The sequence below is a fragment of the Arthrobacter alpinus genome, from assembly GCF_001445575.1.
In the GTDB taxonomy this organism is placed as follows: domain Bacteria; phylum Actinomycetota; class Actinomycetes; order Actinomycetales; family Micrococcaceae; genus Specibacter; species Specibacter alpinus_C.
This window is the reverse complement of sequence record NZ_CP013200.1, coordinates 763,474-783,077: the sequence shown is the minus strand read 5'-3', so window position 1 is coordinate 783,077 and position 19,604 is coordinate 763,474. Positions and strand designations below refer to the sequence as shown.

At 61.2% G+C, this 19,604-nt stretch carries 18 protein-coding genes and 1 tRNA gene; 11 read left to right on the top strand and 8 right to left on the bottom strand.

Features of this window, described 5'->3' with window-relative positions:
- Positions 1-22: 22 nt before the first annotated feature.
- The 3 genes from AS189_RS03360 (at position 23) to AS189_RS03350 (ending at position 4,063) form a co-directional block, all read left to right on the top strand.
- A complete protein-coding gene (locus AS189_RS03360) occupies positions 23-1,735 on the top strand; it encodes a phosphoenolpyruvate--protein phosphotransferase (protein ID WP_062286336.1) in 1,713 nt (570 codons plus the stop codon).
- A 34-nt stretch (positions 1,736-1,769) separates the two neighbouring features.
- Positions 1,770-2,045 (top strand): HPr family phosphocarrier protein, encoded by a 276-nt coding sequence (locus AS189_RS03355; RefSeq protein WP_062286335.1) that lies wholly within the window; start codon positions 1,770-1,772, stop codon positions 2,043-2,045.
- Positions 2,046-2,455: 410 nt separating this feature from the next.
- The gene (locus AS189_RS03350) at positions 2,456-4,063 is read left to right on the top strand and encodes an MFS transporter (protein WP_062286334.1); all 1,608 of its coding nucleotides are present in this window, start codon (positions 2,456-2,458) and stop codon (positions 4,061-4,063) included.
- A gap of 114 nt (positions 4,064-4,177) precedes the next feature.
- On the opposite strand, the gene AS189_RS03345 is transcribed toward AS189_RS03350, so the two are convergent.
- The 3 genes from AS189_RS03345 to AS189_RS03335 all read right to left on the bottom strand — a co-directional run bounded on the left by AS189_RS03345 (position 4,178) and on the right by AS189_RS03335 (position 6,181).
- Positions 4,178-4,939, bottom strand: coding sequence for an SDR family NAD(P)-dependent oxidoreductase (locus AS189_RS03345; protein WP_062286333.1), 762 nt, complete (start codon positions 4,937-4,939; stop codon positions 4,178-4,180).
- A complete protein-coding gene (locus AS189_RS03340) occupies positions 4,940-5,284 on the bottom strand; it encodes a GNAT family N-acetyltransferase (protein ID WP_062286332.1) in 345 nt (114 codons plus the stop codon).
- 63 nt (positions 5,285-5,347) lie between these two features.
- Positions 5,348-6,181: a hydroxymethylpyrimidine/phosphomethylpyrimidine kinase gene (locus AS189_RS03335; protein WP_062286331.1), complete on the bottom strand. Its 834-nt coding sequence runs from the start codon at positions 6,179-6,181 to the stop codon at positions 5,348-5,350.
- Between the two features lie 102 nt (positions 6,182-6,283).
- On the opposite strand from AS189_RS03335, the gene AS189_RS03330 reads away from it, so the two are divergent.
- On the top strand, positions 6,284-6,919 hold the full coding sequence (locus AS189_RS03330) for a cysteine hydrolase (RefSeq protein ID WP_062286330.1): 636 nt from the start codon (positions 6,284-6,286) through the stop codon (positions 6,917-6,919).
- 90 nt (positions 6,920-7,009) lie between these two features.
- On the opposite strand, the gene AS189_RS03325 is transcribed toward AS189_RS03330, so the two are convergent.
- Positions 7,010-7,082 (bottom strand) — tRNA-Lys (locus tag AS189_RS03325).
- 204 nt (positions 7,083-7,286) lie between these two features.
- Here AS189_RS03325 and AS189_RS03320 point away from each other — a divergent pair.
- The 3 genes from AS189_RS03320 (at position 7,287) to AS189_RS03310 (ending at position 9,770) form a co-directional block, all read left to right on the top strand.
- Positions 7,287-7,934 (top strand): hypothetical protein, encoded by a 648-nt coding sequence (locus AS189_RS03320; RefSeq protein WP_062286329.1) that lies wholly within the window; start codon positions 7,287-7,289, stop codon positions 7,932-7,934.
- Between the two features lie 203 nt (positions 7,935-8,137).
- Positions 8,138-8,755, top strand: coding sequence for a DUF47 domain-containing protein (locus AS189_RS03315; protein WP_062286328.1), 618 nt, complete (start codon positions 8,138-8,140; stop codon positions 8,753-8,755).
- A gap of 1 nt (position 8,756) precedes the next feature.
- Positions 8,757-9,770: an inorganic phosphate transporter gene (locus AS189_RS03310; RefSeq protein ID WP_062286327.1), complete on the top strand. Its 1,014-nt coding sequence runs from the start codon at positions 8,757-8,759 to the stop codon at positions 9,768-9,770.
- 495 nt (positions 9,771-10,265) lie between these two features.
- Here the strand turns inward: AS189_RS03310 and pstB are convergent, their stop codons facing one another.
- The 4 genes from pstB to pstS are packed head-to-tail and all read right to left on the bottom strand — an operon-like array spanning position 10,266 to position 14,273.
- On the bottom strand, positions 10,266-11,045 hold the full coding sequence (pstB, locus tag AS189_RS03305; RefSeq protein WP_062286326.1) for a phosphate ABC transporter ATP-binding protein PstB: 780 nt from the start codon (positions 11,043-11,045) through the stop codon (positions 10,266-10,268).
- Positions 11,046-11,069: 24 nt separating this feature from the next.
- Positions 11,070-12,164: a phosphate ABC transporter permease PstA gene (gene pstA, locus AS189_RS03300; protein ID WP_424581125.1), complete on the bottom strand. Its 1,095-nt coding sequence runs from the start codon at positions 12,162-12,164 to the stop codon at positions 11,070-11,072.
- Between the two features lie 11 nt (positions 12,165-12,175).
- A complete protein-coding gene (gene pstC, locus AS189_RS03295; protein WP_062286324.1) occupies positions 12,176-13,123 on the bottom strand; it encodes a phosphate ABC transporter permease subunit PstC in 948 nt (315 codons plus the stop codon).
- Positions 13,124-13,154: 31 nt separating this feature from the next.
- The gene (gene pstS / locus AS189_RS03290; RefSeq protein ID WP_062286323.1) at positions 13,155-14,273 is read right to left on the bottom strand and encodes a phosphate ABC transporter substrate-binding protein PstS; all 1,119 of its coding nucleotides are present in this window, start codon (positions 14,271-14,273) and stop codon (positions 13,155-13,157) included.
- Between the two features lie 339 nt (positions 14,274-14,612).
- On the opposite strand from pstS, the gene AS189_RS03285 reads away from it, so the two are divergent.
- From AS189_RS03285 to radA, 4 genes are all read left to right on the top strand, one after another.
- On the top strand, positions 14,613-16,268 hold the full coding sequence (locus AS189_RS03285; RefSeq protein WP_062292854.1) for an MDR family MFS transporter: 1,656 nt from the start codon (positions 14,613-14,615) through the stop codon (positions 16,266-16,268).
- Positions 16,265-16,798: a MarR family winged helix-turn-helix transcriptional regulator gene (locus tag AS189_RS19235; RefSeq protein ID WP_082634020.1), complete on the top strand. Its 534-nt coding sequence runs from the start codon at positions 16,265-16,267 to the stop codon at positions 16,796-16,798. The genes AS189_RS03285 and AS189_RS19235 overlap by 4 nt, the downstream gene beginning before the upstream one ends.
- A gap of 112 nt (positions 16,799-16,910) precedes the next feature.
- Positions 16,911-18,044: an FUSC family protein gene (locus AS189_RS03275; RefSeq protein ID WP_062286321.1), complete on the top strand. Its 1,134-nt coding sequence runs from the start codon at positions 16,911-16,913 to the stop codon at positions 18,042-18,044.
- 127 nt (positions 18,045-18,171) lie between these two features.
- Positions 18,172-19,563, top strand: coding sequence for a DNA repair protein RadA (gene radA / locus AS189_RS03270; protein WP_062286320.1), 1,392 nt, complete (start codon positions 18,172-18,174; stop codon positions 19,561-19,563).
- The last annotated feature ends 41 nt before the right edge of the window (positions 19,564-19,604 follow it).

The window sequence follows — 19,604 nt, the reverse complement described above, 5'->3', positions numbered from 1 at the left end:
AATGACTTTCGAAGGAGCACCCGTGCAAAGCTTTGTTGGAGTTGGCGTCTTCCGTGGCCGCGTCATTGGCCCCGTTCATCACATGCCGCCTTCCTTGACAGAGCCACCCGCGGGTGCGTCTTTGGAAAGTTCGACGGCGCCCGAGACTGCCGCTGATTCCCTCAAGGCTGCCGGAGCAAGCGTGAAGGCAACGCTTTTGGAGCGTGCTGGCCGGGCTGAAGGTGCCGGGAAGGAGGTCCTTGAGGCCACGGCCCTGATGGCCACCGACCCCATGTTGATCAAGGCAGCCATTAAGTTGGTCAAGGCCGGCACATCGCCGGAACGGGCCATCTGGGAAGCCGGCGATTCGGTGGCCAAGATGCTCACTGACTTGGGCGGTTACATGGCCGAACGCTCGCACGACGTGCTGGATGTGCGCTCACGCATCGTGGCCGTGCTCCGTGGGTTCCCCGCCCCGGAAATCCCTGACTCAGCCGAACCGTTCATCCTCGTTGCCGACGATCTTGCCCCTGCCGACACGGCCACCCTTGATCCCACAAAGATCATTGCTCTGGTCACGGCGAGCGGCGGACCCCAGTCACACACAGCCATCATTGCCCGCAGTTTGGGGCTTCCGGCTGTTGTTGCAGCGGCCGGTGTCTCCGAGATTGCTGAGGACGCCATGGTGTTTGTGGACGGTTCCACCGGGGTTGTCAGCACCGAACCAGGCGATTCCGAACGTTCTGCCGTTGCGGTGTGGCAGGAGAAGGCTTCACTGCTCAGCGTCTTTGATGGTGAAGGTCAAATGGCCGACGGCACGCTGATCCCACTCCTGGCCAATGTTGGCGGAGCCAAGGATGCCCAGGAGGCCGCCGCGGCCAAAGCCCAGGGAGTGGGACTGCTACGCACCGAATTCTGTTTCTTGGGCAACAGCAGCGAGCCCAGCCATGAGGACCAGGTAGCCGCCTACAAGGGCGTTTTTGAGGCCTTCCCGGGTAAGAAAGTTGTTGTGCGGACTCTGGATGCAGGGGCGGACAAGCCACTGCCGTTCCTGACCGACAGCAGCGAGCCGAACCCCGCCTTGGGAGTGCGGGGATACCGCACGGATATCACCAGCCCCGGCGTTCTTGCCCGGCAGCTGGCCGCTATTGCGGACGCAGCATCCCAAACACAGGCCTTGGTCTGGGTTATGGCACCCATGATTTCAACGCCCGCAGAGGCCGCTGATTTTGCCGCCATGTGTAGCGCAGCAGGGCTTGCAACATCCGGGGTCATGGTTGAGGTTCCGTCTGCAGCCCTGACTGCCCGGCATATCCTAGACCACGTTGAATTTGCCAGCTTGGGCACTAACGATCTCACCCAGTACGCCATGGCTGCCGACAGGCAGTTGGGGCCGCTTGCCGCCCTGAATGATCCCTGGCAGCCAGCTGTGCTGGCCTTGATCCAGGCAACTGTTGAGGGCGCTATTGCCCAAGCCAAACATTCACCATCGCTAGAATCCTCGGCGCCCAAGCCAGTTGGGGTGTGTGGCGAGTCAGCCGCGGACCCGGCCCTCGCCGTCGTGCTTGCCGGTTTAGGTGTCAGCTCACTATCCATGACGCCACGTGCCCTGCCGGCCGTGGCTGCCGTGCTGCGCACCGTCACGCGCGAGGCGGCTACAGCATTGGCATACCGGGCGGTGTCTGCGTCCTCTGCCGCCGAGGCTCGCGAGCTGGTCCGGGCCGGGCTGCCGGCCCTCGCTGAACTCGGCCTCTGATCCACTTTTTAACCATTATTTTTTAGGAGAACCCATGATTGAACGCACCGCCACCATTGCCAGCACCGTTGGACTGCACGCCCGCCCGGCATCAATCTTTGCCGAAGCCGCCGGCGAGCTGGACGCCGAGGTGACCATTGCGCGCGTGGGCGACGCCATTGAGGACGCGGTAGACGCGGACAGCATGCTGGCACTGATGAGCCTGGGCATGGAGTTCGGCGAAGCGGTTGTGCTGCGCACCGATGACGACTCAGCAGAGGCTGCTTTGGACTCGCTGGTCAGCATCCTGGAGACCAACCACGACGCCTAGTCCCCATCCGCTCCCCCGCTCGCAAGCTCGCAGCGGGTCCCTCGCGAATGTGGGCCCATCCACGCACACTGTAGCCTCGTCCCTCGGTTGGGGCCCCTCGGGCGCGTGGGCCCATCCACGCACACTGTAGCCTCGTCCCTCGGTTGGGGCCCCTCGGGCGCGTGGGCCCATCCACGCGTTCCCACAGCTCGCAGCGGGTCCCTCGCGAATGTGGGCCCATCACGCGTTCCCAGCCGCTTCCACTAGACCCCGTATCGCAGCCCACTGTGGGCCGTGATGACGGGGTTTTTGGGTTCTTGACAGCACCCCCTCCCGAGGCCCGAATTAGTCCATCTGCTAGAATTTAAGGTCTGCCCGTAGCGATGCAGCAGAAAGTCGCAAGCAAATGCACTCCTTAAGGGGATGAACAAATGCCCATAGACCGAAGCATGACTCAACCGGAATCAGGTGTTAAGGACACCGCGGATCACCGGCAAACGAAGCTTAAGAAGCCGCGTTTGCCCAAACTAAAAAAACGTAGGCTGGGCGTCGACGATGTAAATGTTGTTGATGGGCCCATGCTCAAGAAAGCCCTTAGCGGCACCGTCGTGGGAAACACCATGGAATGGTATGACGTCGGTGTCTTCGGATACTTGATCGGCACCATGGGCCCGGTGTTCCTGCCTGAGGCAGACCCCGATGTTCGGACTTTGTTCCTGCTGGGGACCTTCGCGGCTACCTTCTTGGCCCGCCCGCTCGGCGGCGTAGTGTTCGGCTGGCTTGGAGACAAAATCGGGCGCCAAAAGGTGCTCGCCACGACCTTGATGGTCATGGCCGCTTCAACTTTCGCCGTAGGGCTCCTCCCCGGATACGCACAAATCGGCATCTGGGCTGCAGTGCTTCTTGTCGTGGTCAAGCTCATTCAGGGCTTCTCCACCGGCGGTGAATACGCAGGCGCCACCACCTTCGTCAGTGAATATGCCCCGGACAAGCGCCGCGGTTACTTTGCCAGCATCCTTGACCTGGGCAGCTACATGGGCTTCGCCATCGGGGCGGCAACGGTCTCCGTGCTCCAGTTGACCCTGGGCCAGGACGCCATGGAACAGTGGGGTTGGCGTGTGCCGTTCCTCATCGCAGGACCCTTGGGCTTGATTGCCATTTACTTCCGCATGAAGATCGAAGAGTCCCCCCAGTTCCAGGCCACTCTGGATGCTAATGAGGAGGCGTCTAAGTCCGCTGCAGACAGCGACGTGAGCACCTCAAACGGCCCGGTCCACCTGGTCAAGGTGTACTGGCGCCAAGTCCTGCTCGCCATGATTCTTGTGGCAGCAGCCAACACCGCGGGCTACGCGCTCACGTCCTACATGCCAACATACTTGACCGATTCCATGGGTTACGACGAGATACACGGGACCATCCTCACCATCCCCATCCTGGTCGCCATGGCCGTGTGCATCCCCTTGGCGGGTCGCCTCTCCGATAGGATCGGGCGACGTCCCGTGCTGTGGGTCGGTGCGATCAGCACAGTAGTGCTGGCTATCCCTGCCTTCATGCTCATTGCCGTGGGTCCCGTCTGGACCACTCTGCTGGGGCTGGCGTTGATCGCCTTCCCTGTCACGTTTTACGTATCAAATCTGGCCTCGGCGCTGCCGGCATTGTTCCCAACCTCCAGCCGTTACGGCGGCATGGGCATCTCCTACAACTTTGCCGTGGCGATCTTTGGCGGTACCGCCCCCTTCATCATGAAGGGCCTGATCACCCTCACCGACAATCAGATGATGCCTGCCTACTATCTGATGGTGACGTCCACGATTGGCGCAGTGGGTATTTACTTCCTGCGTGAATCAGCCCGGAAGCCCCTGCCTGGCTCCATGCCAAGCGTGGCCACTGTGGAGGAAGCGCAGGAATTGGTGAAGTCGCAGGACGAGAATCCGTTGCTCGACATGGATTACCTGCCCTTCGACGAATCCTATGAGCCGCCAACCCCAGGCACCGGCATCCCGGTTACCGTGGGCCGGCCGGAATCCGTCGAGGACTAATCCCCACCCGCTCCCGCGGTAGATCCCAGGAGTTCATTGACGACGGCGTGCCATGGTTGCGAGTGCCCCCGAAATTTCAGGGTCCCTCGAAACTATGGCACGCCGTCGATCTAATCAGCGGCCGCGGTTGCCTGCTGCTGCGGACACGCGGTCAGGGACCAGCTTGGCCAGTGCCATCAAGGTGGCGTAGCGCCGGGACGGGATGGACACGGCCTTGCCCACTGCGTTATCGGCCAGGCCCTCGCGCACCACTTGTTCGGCGTTGAGCCACATCCACGGCTTCACGCCTCCCATATCGGCACCCATGCGCTGGTGGAATTCGGTGTGCACAAAGCCGGGGCACACCGCTGTCACTTTCACGCCACGTGGGCCGTAGCGTAGATTCGCGAATCGGCTGAAGCTGACGCCCCATGCCTTGGCCGCGCCGTACGTGCCGCGCGGGATAAACGCTGACACGCTTGAGACGTTGATGATGCGTCCGGCACCACGCTCCAGCATTCCGGGCAGTACGGCGTGGGTGAGTTCCATGGGAGTCTGAGCCAAGATGCGCAGGTGCGCCGCTTCCTCTTCCACAGAGTTCTTCTCAAAGGCCTTCAGCAGACTGAACCCGGCGTTGTTGACCAGCACCGCGACGGGGCGCACCGGGTCCGCCAGCCGGGCACTGACGGAAGCAACGCCGTCGTCCGTAATTAAGTCAGCGGGCAGGATCTGCACATCAATGCCAAAGTCATTGCGCAGGCGCACCGCCTTGGCCTCGAGGCGGGCGGCGTCACGGGAGACCAGCACCAAATCATGCTGGGCGCGGCCAAGTTGCTGGGCAAATTCAGCACCCAACCCTGACGTGGCGCCGGTAATCAGCGCCACGGGGCGGGCCATCTAGGCGTCCCCGGCGGAATCGGGGAAGTCGGTGTACTGCAGGTACGGTTCCGGATGTTTGGCCAGGAACCGCCTCACGTAACTGCAGTGCGGAATGATCCGTTTGCCGGAGGCCACCACGTCATCCAGGGCATAGCGCGCCAACACCTTGGCCAGGCCCTGCCCCTCGAAGCCGGGCTGGCCAACAGTATGGATGAGGTCAATGTGGCCGGGCAGGTCCGCGAACGTGATGATCACGGCCAATTCATCGGCCACGAACAGCTCGTAGCGGTGCCGGGCATCATTGCGGCCCATGCGCACAGTGGCGTCAAACGGATCAGATTCCAAGGCTTCGTTCACACTCATAAAGCGAGCTTGGCACACCGGGCAGGCCGTGGCAACAGCTGACCGGTGCCCGGTTTCGGCCGCTTAGGCGCGCGCGCCACCCTGCCAAAGAGCGGTGAACGGTGCGCCCGATGTCACGCGGTTCTTGATGCCCTCGGTGACGAAAGCCTTGGCCGTGCGTGCGGCCTCCAACGGGGTTGCCCCCTTGGCCAGCTCGGCTGTCACGGCTGCGGCGAGCGAGCAACCGGCACCTGAGACTGCAACCTCGCCAACCTTCGGCGCGGAGAGTACTTCCAGTGTTTCGCCGTCAAAGAAAACGTCGACGGCGTCATCACCTTCCAGCCGCACGCCACCCTTGGCGAGGACTGCTGCTCCGGAGATTTCATGGATCTTGCGGGCGGCAGCCTTGAGGTCTTCAACGTTGTTGATGACCATGCCAGAGAGGGACTCCGCCTCGAAGTGGTTGGGCGTGACAAAGGTGGCCAACGGCAGGATCTGGGCCTTCAGCGCCTGATCGGTGTCCAGTGCGTGGCCGGGCTCCTGGCCCTTGCAGATCAGTACCGGGTCCAGAACCACATTCTTGAACGCTGCAGCCTTGAGCGCCGTCTCCACAGTGGTGATGGTGGCTGGGCTGCCCATCATGCCGATCTTGACCGTGTCCAGCGTGGTGGGTGCGCCGGAAGCGGCACCATAGGCCGCCGTCGTAGCTTCCAACTGGTCGGCAATGACCTGCTGATCTACTGGCACAAAGCGGTGGTTCCAGTTGTCTTTGGGATCAAAGGAAACGATGCAGGTGAGGTTCACAATGCCGAAGACGCCCAGTTCCTGGAATGTCTTGAGGTCGGCTTGGGCGCCGGCACCGCCTGTCGCTTCGGATCCGGCGATGGTCAGGGCAAGGGCGGGGGCATTCATAGTCATGGAACTATCTTGCCACTTCAAGCGGCCCTACCAATGTTCGCGTTACGGCGGTAGATTCAGCAAGATCGTGAGAAATTCCCCCTTCATCCAAGGAGTAGCCCCGTGGACACCGATTCAACAGCCGTAGTCTTCATTGAATTCCAGAACGATTTCACCTCTGAGGGAGGTGTTTTGCACGGTGCGGTCAAGGACTCCATGGAAGCCAACGCCACCTTGGATAATGCCGCGAAAGTACTTGCCGCAGCACGGGCAGCCGGCGCCACTGTGATCCACTCCCCCATCAGCTTTGCGCCTGGTTACAACGAGATCTCCAAGCATCCTTACGGCATTCTCAAGGGCGTGGTTGACTCCACGGCGTTTGTAAAAGGGGCTTGGGGCGCTGAAATTATGGACAGGTTTGCCCCAGAGGAATCCGACATTGTTATTGAAGGCAAGCGCGGCCTGGACGCGTTTGGCAGCACCAACCTCGATTTCATCCTGCGAGCCAAGGGCATTAAGACCGTGGCGTTGGCAGGATTCCTGACCAACTGCTGTGTGGAATCCACCATGCGCACCGCGTACGAACGTGGTTACAACGTGGTGACCTTGACCGACGCCGTGGCTGCCACCAGCGTCGAGGAGGGCGAGTCTGCGGTGAAGTTTGATTACCCCATGTTTTCCAAGCCCACCACATCGGAAGAGTTCGTTGCCGCTCTCCACTCGGCCGGCACACTCGAGGACTCTTCTCGAGGCTACTAGCGGCGGCAAACAAAAAATGCTGCTGTTTGACGGAAATGACATAGTTCAAACCATGTCGAATCCGTCAAACAACAGCATTTTTCAAGTCGGTGGGCCCTGCGGGGCTCGAACCCGCGACCCACGGATTAAAAGTCCGATGCTCTACCAACTGAGCTAAAGGCCCGACCTGTGGACAACTTGCACAGCGATGAAACCACCTCTGCAAAAGTTGACGCATATCAGACTACCGCACCCCATGCGTCAGAATGCAATTACGCCACAGCTTGCACCCCGAACATTTAGTGCGGCGATGACCGCCAGCCACAGATTCGCCAGTGTAATGGCCTGCTTCTCGACCCGGCCCGGCGGGCAGGAGTAGTGTCGTGTCATGAATGATCGACCAGCCTCCCAAGCCCCTCGCCCGCACAAGCCGGTGCCGTTCTCCCCTGCAGACTTTGAGAACTACGCCGGTGGCATCGACCCGGCCCGCGTTTCCGAGGCCGCCCACCTTGCTGCCCGAGCCTTGGTCCATGGTGGCCGGGAGAGCAACGATCCAGACGTGACTAAACGGCTCGTGAAGCTGGCGGATAAGCAGGGGCTCGAAGCCATCGCGGAACTGTGGGCAGCTAGCCCTGCGCGTTCCCTCCCCGGCGCCCTCTGGCGCCTCTACGCCCTGCGTGCAGCAACGTTGCAGGATCCAGAAGGCATCAGCGTGTTCTTCCGGGCCGGGCAGCAACGGGCGCAAGCTGCCAATGCCGTGGCCGGTGTTGCAGAGCCACCTGGAGCCGAAGAAATCACAGTCATGGCCAACGCCATACTTTCCGGCGCCTTTGACGGCGACTTTGACATGGCGCTGGACCGTTCAGCCGCGTTTTGCCGCGTGGTGGCATTGGGGCAGGCCACCATCGCCACCGAACGTGAGGCTGCCCACGGTGAGCATGCTTCGGCCCTGACCAAAAAAGCCCACCAACTGGTGCGTACAGCAGAGGATCTCGAGGGCGCCGCTAAATCTTGGCGGAACGGCGAACTCGATTGAGAGCCCACCCAAATCCGCGTCCAGTTGACAGGCGGGGCCGGACGTAGAAGACTGAAAGCGGTGTCGAACCGTGGAACCCCCGGGCTCCATTTTATAGCCGCCTAGAGCGGCCCAGTGCCGAGAGGCGCTCCCGGTTCGACACCACTTTTCTGCCCTGAATATCCCCGGTTTTTCGAAGGAATCCGCTAAGCAAAGGTCTCGCCGTGAAGTTGCGACTTTTCCCCCAAGAGACTGCAGGGCTGCAGGCATTGGCCCGCATGTCAGACCATATTTTGGCTGGCACACAGACACTGGCTGAGCTATTGGGCGCCGGCCGGACCGGATTCACCCCTCTGACCCAATCGCTGCGCAAGCAAGAAGCGGAATCAACCGCAGACTTCGCCACACTCCTGACCAACATGCGCACCAGCTTCATCAATCCGCTCCCCCGCGAAGACCTGTACACGCTGGGCCAGCTGCTGAATGAAACCAGCGAAATCCTCACAGGTGCAGGTGAACTGATTGAGCTCTACGTCCTTGACCGGACCCCCACCCGCATCAGCGATCAGCTGGAAATCCTTGCCCGCCAAGCAGAGCTGACCGCCTCAGCCATGAAGTCGCTCAATGACCTGGACGGACTCGAGGACTACTGGCTAGAAGTCCTGCGTCTAGCCAAGCGGGCCCAACACACCCACAGGGTCGTTGTCGCAGAGTTGCTGGAGTCCCACAGCGCCACAACGTTTACCAAGTACCGCAGCCTGTCAGACCAATTCGCAGCAGCCAGCCGTCAGATGCGCACGGTGGCCACGCAGGTGGGCAGCATCATCGTCAAGGAATCTTGACTTGGTAGCGTTCCTGCTTGGTGCCGTGATCGTCACGGCCGCAGTTTTCGCGTTCCTGAACGGCTTCCGCGATGCCTCCGCCGCCGTCGCACTCTCAGTGCGGACCCGGGCCCTGACACCCAGTATTGCGGTGCTGCTGGCCAGCCTGTTCAACTGCCTCGGCGCGCTACTCAGCGTGGCATTTGTGGCGATTTTTGCGGACAAGCTCTTCATGAACTTCCCTACCGGCCAGATGGGACTGATCTTGCTGCTGGCCGCCGTCATCTCCGCCTGTTTATGGGGTATCTACATGTGGTGGCGCGGCTTCCCGTCGTCGTCAACACAAGCGCTGATCAGCTCCCTTGTCGGCGCGTCCATGGGTTCAGCCATCATGGGCCACCAGACATTGGAAAGCATCAACATCACCATGTGGTCGCTTGTCCTGCTACCCCTGCTCATTTCCCCGGTGGTGGCATTTGTGCTGGGATTCGTTGCCGTCTACCCAGCTACGTGGGCGGCTCGGAATACTGCCCCACACAGGGTCAACCGTAGGGCCCGGCAGATGCAGTCCGTAGCCGGCGCCGTGGTCGCTTTTGGCCACGGCCTCCAAGATGGTCAGCGCACGACGGCGGTTTTGCTGCTTGCCCTGTTGGCCGCCGGTTCCATTGGTGCTGGCGAACTGCCCCTATGGGTCCCCATTTTCACGGCGGTGCTGCTGGCACTGGGCACTGCGTTTGGTGGCTGGCGGATCTCCTACACCCTGGGCCACCGTCTGGTGCGGGTAGATCCCCTCCGCGGCTCCGTCGCCCAGATGCTCGGTGCCGCGCTGCTCTTCATAGGTGCGATTGTCCTGCACATGCCGCTGTCCACCACGCACGCCATCACCGCTGCCGTTGTCGGGGCCGGCGCGAACCAACGCTTTGCCGCCACCAATGGCAAGGTGTTGGCCAAGATCGCGGGCACCTGGATCCTTACACCGCTTGCCTGCGTGGCTCTGGGTGCGCTGTTCTTCCTCGCCCTCTCCCCTCTGGCCTAACCGCCGGGGCAGCTCCTGCGAACCACGACCCTTATGCGCTGAACTCCCGCTGTATTCGGCGCACAACGCACTCTGCGCCGAACTCACTCCGAGTCCAACGCATAAGGGAACAAGACTTTCAGCGTGCGCCGAATCCACAGTTGAGTCCGGCGCATACGGGCAACCTGGCGGCGACAGCCGCTTGATTCTCCCTTAACAAAGTACGACGGCGACCCTCACCACTGAGGTGAGTGTCGCCGTCGTACGTGGCAGAGCGAGAAATGCTGTCCTGTCAGATGTGATGGACCCACGCTCGCCAGGTTTCAGGAAAATCGCCCCGGAGACTGTGTGGGCCCACAGCCTCGAGGGGCCCCAATCGAGGCACGAGAATGGCGGAGATTGGGCGGTCCCACAGCCTCGAGGGGCCCCAATCGAGGCACGAGAATGGCGGAGACTGGGTGGGCCCACAGCCTCGAGGGGCCCCAATCGAGGCACGAGAATGGGGAGAGTCTGGGGCTATCCGAAGCGGCCGGAGACGTAATCTTCCGTGGACTTCTCGGACGGGTTGTTGAAGATGGTGGCCGTCTCGGCGAACTCGATGAGCTTGCCGGGCTTGCCGGTGCCGGCAATGTTGAAGAACGCGGTCTTGTCAGAGACGCGGGCTGCCTGCTGCATGTTGTGCGTCACGATGACTACCGTGTATTCGTCCTTGAGCTCGTTGATGAGGTCCTCAATGGCGAGTGTGGAGATGGGGTCCAGGGCGGAGCAAGGCTCATCCATGAGGATCACATCAGGAGACACGGCAATGGCGCGCGCGATGCACAGACGCTGCTGCTGGCCACCGGAAAGGCCGGATCCGGGCTTCTCGAGGCGGTCCTTGACCTCGTTCCAGAGGTTGGCGCCGCGCAGCGACTTCTCGACGAGGGCCTCGGCGTCGGACTTAGGCATGCGGCGGCTGTTGAGTTTGACGCCGGCCAGCACATTGTCTCGGATGCTCATGGTGGGGAACGGGTTGGGGCGCTGAAAAACCATGCCGATCTGGCTGCGCACAGTTACCGGGTCCACGCCGTCGGCGTAAAGGTTGTCGCCGTCGAGCAGCACCTTGCCCTCAACGCGGGCGCCGGGGATGACCTCGTGCATGCGGTTCAGGGTCCGCAGGAAGGTGGACTTGCCACAGCCGGACGGACCAATGAAGGCCGTGACGGATTTGGCTTCAATGGTGATGTTGACGTCCTCCACGGCACGGAAGTCGCCGTAGTAAACGTTCAAATCACTAACGTCAATGCGTTTTGACATGGTGGGGTTTCCGTTCAGAAGAATTTAGCGGCCGGTCTTCGGCGCAAAGAGGCTAGCGACCAGGCGGGCACCGAGGTTGAGAAGCATGACGAGGATGATCAGCAGAAGAGCTGCGGCCCAAGCACGCTGAGTGGACGGATCAGCGTTCGACGGCGAGGTGGGCGTCATGATCTGCGTGTAGATGAACGTGGGCAGGGAGGACATCCACCCGGCGAATACGTTCATGTTAATACTGCTGGCAAACCCTGCGGTGACCAGCAGCGGCGCCGTTTCGCCAATGACGCGGGCAATGGCCAAGGTGACCCCGGATGCAATACCGGAGATCGCGGTCGGAATGACTACCTTGACGATGGTGCGCCACTTGCGGACACCCAGTGCGTAGGCGGCTTCGCGCAGCTCGTTGGGAACAATCTTGAGCATTTCCTCGCTGGAGCGGACCACCACGGGGATCATGAGCACGGACAGCGCCACGGCGGCCACGAACCCGGTCTTGGTTCCGGGGCCCAGGATCATGGCGAAGAAAGCTGCGGCGAAGAGGCCGGCCACAATCGAGGGGATGCCAGTCATAACATCCACGAGGAAGGTGATGACCTTCGAGAACCTGTTGTCGGCGCTGTACTCCACCAGGTAAATGGCGGTGAGCAGACCCACCGGCACCGAGATGAGGGTGGCCCAGAGCGTGATCAGGACTGAACCTACCAGTGCGTGGTAAACACCGCCCATGACGGGGGTTCCGTCTTTGACCGATGCATTGTCGACGGCGCCCGTCACACCATTCATTGAGCTGGTGAGGAAGCCGGGGTTCAGCAGTCCGGGAACGCCGTTGACCAGCACCGTCCAGATGACCGAGACCAGAGGCAACAACGCGATGAGGAAAGCGCCAACAACCAGTGAGGTGGCGAACTTGTCGGTGGCCTTGCGACGGCCTTCCACGACGGCGGCACTGATGACGTTTCCGGCTGCGAACAGCACTGCCGAGAGCACTGCCCAGCCGAAGACGTTGAAGCCGATCAGGGACATGAGCGCTGCGGCAATAACAATGGCCGCAGCAGCAATCACATACGGGGTGTAGCGAGGCAAGCGGCCGCGGGTTAAGGCGGAGCGCTTCCGTTCGGTCATGAGCGTGGCCATCAGTTGGCTCCCGAGAATTCTTTGTGGCGGTTGATGATCCAGCGGGCCACCATGTTGACCAGCAGCGTGATGAAGAACAACACGAGGCCGGCAGCGATCAGTTCATGCATGCGCAATCCGAATGCCTCAGGGAAGTCGAGAGCAATTTCGGCGGCAATGGTTTGGTTGCCGGAGCGGATCAATGAAGCGATCAACGGTCCGGAGGAGAGGACGAGTGCCACTGCCATGGTCTCACCGAGGGCACGGCCAAGGCCCAGCATGACGGCGCTGATAATGCCGCCACGGGCGAAGGGTAGAACGGCCATGCGGATCATTTCCCACCGGGTGGCGCCCAATGCCAACGCCGCTTCTTGGTGCAGCATGGGTGCCTGCAGGAAAATCTCCCGAGTCAATGAGGCAATGATGGGCAACACCATGACGGCCAGGACAATGCCGGCCGTCAGGATGGTTTTGCCGGTGCCGGATGCGGGTCCGGCAAAAATGGGAATCCAGCCGGCGTTCTCAGCCAGCCAGGCGTAGGGCCCCTTGAGTGAGGAAGCCAGGAAGCTCGCACCCCAAGCACCGTAAACAACAGAGGGGATAGCGGCAAGAAGGTCCACCACGTAACCCAAGCCCTTGGCAAGTTTGCGCGGGGCGTAGTGCGAGATGAACAGAGCCACGGCCACACCGATGGGGGTGGCGATGAGCAGGGCGATCGTGGCGGCGATGAGCGTGCCAATCACGATCGGGAAGATGTAGGAGAAGAACCCCTCCCCGCCAGTGATGTCTGCAGGTGCTGCGCTGAATGTGGGCAGCGCCTGAACAATCAAGAACAGGGCCACCGCGAAGAGCACGGCAACAATGAGCGCGCCGGCGGTGAGGGCCGCACCGGAGAAAACTCTATCTCCGATGCGACCCTTCGCGGCCTGCCCAACTCCCGCTTTAGGTACGAGCTTTGTGGTGGACAATCTAGTACTTTCTATTGACGCTTACGTGCGCTTATTTGGCGACGCTGATGGAGTCGATTGACTTCTTGGCCTTGGCGGCCAGTTCTGCGGACAGCGGCGCGCTCTTGGCTGCTTCTGCTGCCTGCTTCTGTCCGTCATCGCTGAGCACGAAGGTGCCAAACGCCTTGACCAGATCAGTGGTTGCGGCATCCGGGTAGTGAGCGCAGAACACGCCGTAGGAGACCAACACGGCGGGGTAGGCGCCGGCTACGGTGGTGGTGCGGTCCAGCTTCAGGGAGAGATCGTTTGCGGAGCGGCCTTCAACAACCTTCGCTGCGTCAACAGCCTTAGCGGCAGCTTCTGCGGAGACCGGTACATAAGCGTCGCCAACCTTCAGCTCTACCTTGCCCAAGGCGTCGGTGACTGCGGAGTCATCGGCGTACGTGATGGCGCCAGCGGTCTCGGTGACAGTCTTGACAACACCTGAGGTGCCCTTGGCGTTTTCGCCCGGCAGTGCTGCAGGCCAGTCGCCGGACTTCTTATCGGTCCAGACAGTGGACGCTGCTGCGGCCAAGTAGTCAGTGAAGTTCTCGGTGGTGCCCGAGTTGTCCGAGCGGTGCACGGGGGTGATAGCCAAATCCGGCAGCTTGGCGTCCGGGTTGGCTGCCTTGATGGCTGCGTCGTTCCAGTTCTTGATGTCGCCGCGGAAGATCTTGGCGATGGTGTCGGCGTCGAGCTTGAGGTCCTTGACACCTTCTACGTTGAACGCAACAGCGATCGGGGAGATGTACCAGGGAACGTTGATGGCGCCATCGGGGCCGCACTTCTCCTTGGCGGAGGCGAGTTCTTCGTCCTTCAGGTAGGCGTCAGAGCCTGCGAACTGCACGGCGCCGGCGATCAGAGCCTTACGTCCGGCACCCGAGCCTTCGGGTGAGTACTGGATCTTGGCGCCGGTGTTGGCGGACTCGAAGCCGGCCTTCCAGGCGTCCATGGCTGCGGAGATAGAGCTGGCGCCCGTACCCGTGAGTGTTCCCGTGACGGATGCTCCCGTGTTTGCAGCGCTGGTGCTGCCATTGCCGGGGGTCACAACGTTGTCTGTGCCGCAGGCTGAAAGTGCCAAAACGCCGACGGTGAGAACTGCTGCCACGCGGCCGATGTGAAGTGACTTCACGCTTTTACCTCTTCGATGGGTTGCATTGCCGATTCATTACTCCTCAGACATTAGGAGGCCGAGGTGAAGCCGTGGCCCTGCTTAGGTGAACAGAAGGTTAACGGTGCGGGGATTCTTCTGAATCTTGTGCGATGCCGGTCACGTTCAGCATGTTTTTGGGGCATGATCACCCCGCCAGAAGAGGCTCACTTGACGTAACTCACTTAGAAAGTAGTTGTTCTACAGCAACTACTTATATATAGTTGACATCAATCAACCATTTTCCTCACTTTTTATGGAGCCTTTTTGTCTCAGAAAATATCCACCGCAAAGGCAGCCCCCGCGCTGTCCGAATCGGGGATGACACACCGTCAGGTAATGCAGTCCCTGACCGGCCTACTTATGGGCATGTTCGTCTCGATCCTCGCCGGAACTGTTGTCTCCACTTCACTGCCAGTCATCCTTTCGGATCTTCATGGCAGCCAGACTGCCTACACCTGGGTAGTCACCGCCACCCTGCTGGCCACCACCATCTCCACCCCCATTTGGGGCAAGCTCGCTGACTTGACCAACCGCAAGTTGCTCCTGCAGCTTTCCTTGCTGATCTTCGTCATCGCATCAGCCATTGCTGGCTTCTCCCAAGACACCTCGATGCTGATCACCATGCGCGTCTTCCAGGGCCTCGGTGCCGGCGGATTGACGGCCTTGACGCAGATTGTCATGGCCGACATCATCTCCCCGCGTGAGCGTGGCAAGTACATGGGCTTGTTCGGCGCTGTCATGGCACTCGGCACCGTGGGTGGCCCGCTGATCGGCGGTTTCATCACAGACGCCATCAACTGGCGCTGGAACTTCTTCGTAGCGCTGCCGTTCGCCGTCATCGCCATCATCTTGATCCAAAAGACTCTGCGTCTGCCGGTTCAGCCCAAGCGTAAGGTCTCCATTGACTACGCAGGCATCGTCCTCCTGACGGCCGGCGTCTCGCTGCTACTGATCTGGGTAACGCTGGCAGGAAGCCAGTTCGATTGGGTTAGCACGCCCAGTATCCTGATGGTGGGCGGCGCCGTCGTAGCTTTGCTCGCCTTTGTCTTCGTGGAACTTAAGTCCGCCGAGCCGATCCTGCCTCTGACCATGTTCAAGAACCGGACCTTCACCTTGTCCGTCATCGCCTCCATTTCGGTGGGTGTGTCCATGTTCGGCACCTCGGTCTTCCTGGCCCAGTACATGCAGCTTGCCCGTGGCGCCAACGCCACACAGTCGGGCCTGATGACCATACCCATGATGGCCGGTCTGCTGATCATCTCCACCATTGCCGGCGCCATGATCTCCAAGCACGGCAAGTGGAAGGCCATCATGGTGACGGGTTCAATCCTGCAGCTCGTAGGCCTGTTTGCCCTGAGCACCATTCACTACGACACCAACTTTGTCCTGGTTTCCGTCTACATGTTTATCCTTGGCGCTGGCCTGGGTATGGTCATGCAGAACCTGGTGCTGATCGTCCAGAATGCCGTCACCCCGAAGGAAATCGGTGTGGCCAGCTCTGGCGTTGCCTTCTTCCGTTCCTTGGGTGGCACCATCGGCGTTTCGGTTCTGGGTGCCCTCATGGGTACCAAGGTTGCGGATCTGTTGTCCAGCAAGTCTTCGGAGTTGCAGGGCGCCATCGGCGCACTGGGCGAAAAGGGCAAGGACATTGGCGCGTCTTTGGCCAGCGGCAATATCCCGGCCGTTCACAACTTGCCTGAATCGGTGCGCGTCATCATCGAATCTGCCTACGGTGATGCTGTAGGTCACGTATTTTTGATCGCTGCACCACTGAGCATTCTCACCATCTTGGCTATCATCTTCCTGCCAAACCTGGAACTGAGCAGCCAGACCCGTGACGAGCGGGCCAAGAGCGACGTCGAAGCAGCCAACGCTGTCTCACTGTTGCAGGAGGCCGAACAGGTTCTTGTCGATGTCAGCGAAGCCTCCGTCGCCGTCGCCCCGGGCACCGAGAACCACTCGGTTCGCAAGTGACTAACCCCATTCAAGCAGCCGGGCTGCCGGCGGCGAGTGCGTCCGGTTCGGCGCATCCGACAGTCGCGGAGGGAGCGCCCGCGCTGCCGCCAGCGGAAGACTTGGCGGAGGCCGTAAGAGACACCCAACAACAAATTGGCACCTTGCTGGTTCGGGCCAGAAAAAGCCTTGCTACCAGGGCAGCCACGATCCACCCGGATCTGAAGCCGATGAGTTTTTCGGTAATGATGCTGCTCGCTCGTTGCGGATCCATGCACCAGCTGGAGCTGGCCCAAAAGCTTGATACTGATAAGGCCGTGGTGAGCCGCTTGCTCAAGCAGTTGGAGGGCCTGGAACTCATCACCCGCATGGCTGACCCCGAAGATGGCAGGGCCATGATTGTGGCGCTGACTCCGCTAGCTCACGCACGGTATGAGTCAACACAGGACACCTCCCGCCAAGCTCTCTTTGACAAGCTCTCCCAGTGGGACGTTGCCGAGGTGCGTCAGTTCGCGGATATATTGGCCCGATTCAACGAGGATTTCAACTAGCCCCTGTTGAAGCGCGTGCTGCGCATTCCCTGGAGCGGCCTCCCTGCATTTGCGTGCGGGGAGGCCGCTCTTGCGTGCCGGGAGGCTGGACTTCGCGCATAGACTGGTTCCCATGCCAGAGTTTGCGCCGGCCGAGCCCACCAGGGTCGCCGCCACATTTTCGTTTTTGAAGAAGCGCACCCAAGAGGGTGCGCGACGTAGCGCGAGCTCGGTTTTTCATGCCTTAGTGATGGCAGTTTGCGCTGTGGGCGCCTACTACTTTGCCGAATTGGTGCTGGGTCACCAAGGTCCCCTGTTCGCAGCCACCAGCGCCATTGTTGCGTTGGGTTTCACCCGGGAACCACGGGTACGCCGAGTTCTCGAAGTTGGCATTGGCTGCACCATTGGAATCGCCGTCGGAGACATGCTGTTGCACTGGCTGGGCTCCGGAATCTGGCAGGCAGCCCTAGTGGTTTTCCTGTCCATCCTGCTAGCCCGCTTTCTGGACAGCGGCGTCATCTTCACCACCCAACTGGCGCTTCAGTCCTTGCTCGTGGTGCTGCTACCCATTCCGACGGGCGGCCCGTTTACACGGAGCCTGGATGCTGTTATTGGTGGTTGCTTCGCCCTAGCCGCAACGTTCTTGATTCCCAAAGATCCTCGCCGGCAACCCAAAGACGATCTCAAAGAGGTCCTTCATCAGCTGTCCCTCGTGCTACGCGAATGCGCCGCCTCCCTGTCTTACAACGATGCCACCACCGCCTGGCATGCATTGGCTCGTGCCCGTGGCCAGCAGCATCGCATCGATCAAATGCGGCAGGGTCTGCGCGGCTCGGTGGAAATTGCCAAGTTGGCGCCCATGTACCGCCGTCATTTGAATGAGGTTGCGGGCATGGCCCGGCTCATGCTCAGGGTGGATTACGCTATGCGTTCGAGCCGGATCTTGGCCCGTCGACTCGCCTCGGCCATTAACAACACTGCACTCTCGGACGCTGGCATGGTCAACTTGGCCGAGGTCCTGACCGGGACTGCTGCAGCTGTCGATGAGCTGGGCGCGGCCGTCACCGGGAGCAAGTCCCACGTCTCCCTCAGCCACACCCGCGAATCGCTGGCCGAGATTGCCATCCGGCTGCATCCGGCCACGCTGGAAATCACGCGCATGGAGGGCGAAACGCTGGTGCTGTTGTTCCGCACCCTCATGGTGGACCTGCTCGAGGCGGCTAATGTGGAGCCGTCCGAGGCCCGAGCACTGCTCCCAGATCTGTAGCCCCACGAGACTGCCGGACGCGTAACCCTTTTCTCTTTGCCCCATTTTTAAGACGCACGACGCCGGACGCCTCACCCAGGTGCCCCGCCCACGCTCTGATGTCGGTACCCGGGGCTAGGGTTGAACCATGGCAACAAAGAGCGCAAAGACAAACGCAGGGCAGAATTTCCACTGCACAGAGTGTGGCTGGAAGGCCGTGAAGTGGGTGGGCCGCTGTGGCGAATGCCAGGCGTGGGGCACCCTGGAGGAAATTGGCACCGTAGTGGTGCGAACAACTGCAGCCACCACCGTGGTGCGCCCTGCCCAGCTAATCTCTGAGGTGGACGCGTCCAAGGCCGCTCATAATCTCACCGGCGTGCCAGAGCTTGACCGCGTTTTAGGTGGCGGCATGGTGCCAGGGGCCGTGATCTTGTTGGCGGGCGAGCCCGGCGTCGGAAAGTCCACGCTGCTGCTGGACGTGGCCGCAAAGTTTGCCCGCAATGACCATGGCCAGGCACCGCAAAAGGTGCTGTACCTGACAGGTGAGGAATCCGCCGCCCAGGTAAAGCTGCGCGCCGAACGCATTGGCGCCGTCGCGGACACCTTATATCTAGGGGCTGAAACGGATCTCGGCACGGCCCTGGGGCAGGTTGAGGCAGTGCAGCCCGCCTTGCTGATCGTGGACTCGGTTCAGACGTTCAGTAGTGCCATGGTCGATGGAGCGGCCGGTGGCGTGTCCCAGGTTCGCGAGGTGGCGGCATCGCTCATTGCCGCCGCCAAACGGTTGAACATGACAACACTTCTGGTGGGCCATGTGACCAAGGACGGTTCCATTGCCGGGCCCCGTCTGCTGGAGCATCTGGTGGATGTGGTCTGCCAGTTCGACGGCGAACGCCACTCCCGCCTGCGCCTGCTGCGAGCCGTGAAGAACAGGTACGGGCAAACCGATGAGGTGGGTTGTTTTGACCTGACGGACAACGGTATTGAAGGGCTGGCCGATCCCAGCGGGCTCTTCACCTCCCGCATCTCATCCCCCGTCTCCGGCACCTGCATCACCGTCACTATGGAAGGACGCCGCCCGCTGCTCGCCGAGGTGCAAGCCCTTCTGACCCCCTCCCTCGGTTCCCAGCCCCGGCGCACCGTCAGTGGGCTGGATTCCACCCGTGTTGGCATGCTGCTGGCTGTCCTGCAGCAGCGGGCCGGGTTGCGGCTGGATGCCGATGACAGCTTTGTGGCCACCGTGGGCGGTGCCAGGCTAAGTGAACCCGCCATGGATCTGGCCGTGGCATTGTCCATTGTGTCGGCCAAGACCAACAAAATTGTCCACAACAAGATGGTGGCCTTTGGCGAGGTGGGGCTGGCAGGCGAGGTGCGTCCCGTACCAGGCATCAACCAGCGCATCCAGGAGGCGAGCCGCTTGGGCTATACCCACGCTCTGGTGCCAGCAAGTGCGGCCGGTCCAGGGCCGATCCCTCCGGACTTTACGGTAAAGCAGATTGAGCATATCGCCGAGGCCACGGAGCTTCTCCTGCACCTCTAGAGGGTATTGCGGGGCCAAAGGACACGGAACGGTCAAGATAC

Bases quoted from the DNA above. Each gene is read 5' to 3' on its own strand.
- AS189_RS03355 (WP_062286335.1), top strand. From the start codon at position 1,770: ATGATTGAACGCACCGCCACCATTGCCAGCACCGTTGGACTGCACGCC.
- AS189_RS03350 (WP_062286334.1), top strand. From the start codon at position 2,456: ATGCCCATAGACCGAAGCATGACTCAACCGGAATCAGGTGTTAAGGAC.
- AS189_RS03345 (WP_062286333.1), bottom strand. From the start codon at position 4,939: ATGGCCCGCCCCGTGGCGCTGATTACCGGCGCCACGTCAGGGTTGGGT.
- AS189_RS03340 (WP_062286332.1), bottom strand. From the start codon at position 5,284: ATGAGTGTGAACGAAGCCTTGGAATCTGATCCGTTTGACGCCACTGTG.
- AS189_RS03335 (WP_062286331.1), bottom strand. From the start codon at position 6,181: ATGACTATGAATGCCCCCGCCCTTGCCCTGACCATCGCCGGATCCGAA.
- AS189_RS03320 (WP_062286329.1), top strand. From the start codon at position 7,287: ATGAATGATCGACCAGCCTCCCAAGCCCCTCGCCCGCACAAGCCGGTG.
- pstB (WP_062286326.1), bottom strand. From the start codon at position 11,045: ATGTCAAAACGCATTGACGTTAGTGATTTGAACGTTTACTACGGCGAC.
- pstA (WP_424581125.1), bottom strand. From the start codon at position 12,164: ATGACCGAACGGAAGCGCTCCGCCTTAACCCGCGGCCGCTTGCCTCGC.
- AS189_RS03285 (WP_062292854.1), top strand. From the start codon at position 14,613: ATGACACACCGTCAGGTAATGCAGTCCCTGACCGGCCTACTTATGGGC.
- AS189_RS03275 (WP_062286321.1), top strand. From the start codon at position 16,911: ATGCCAGAGTTTGCGCCGGCCGAGCCCACCAGGGTCGCCGCCACATTT.
- radA (WP_062286320.1), top strand. From the start codon at position 18,172: ATGGCAACAAAGAGCGCAAAGACAAACGCAGGGCAGAATTTCCACTGC.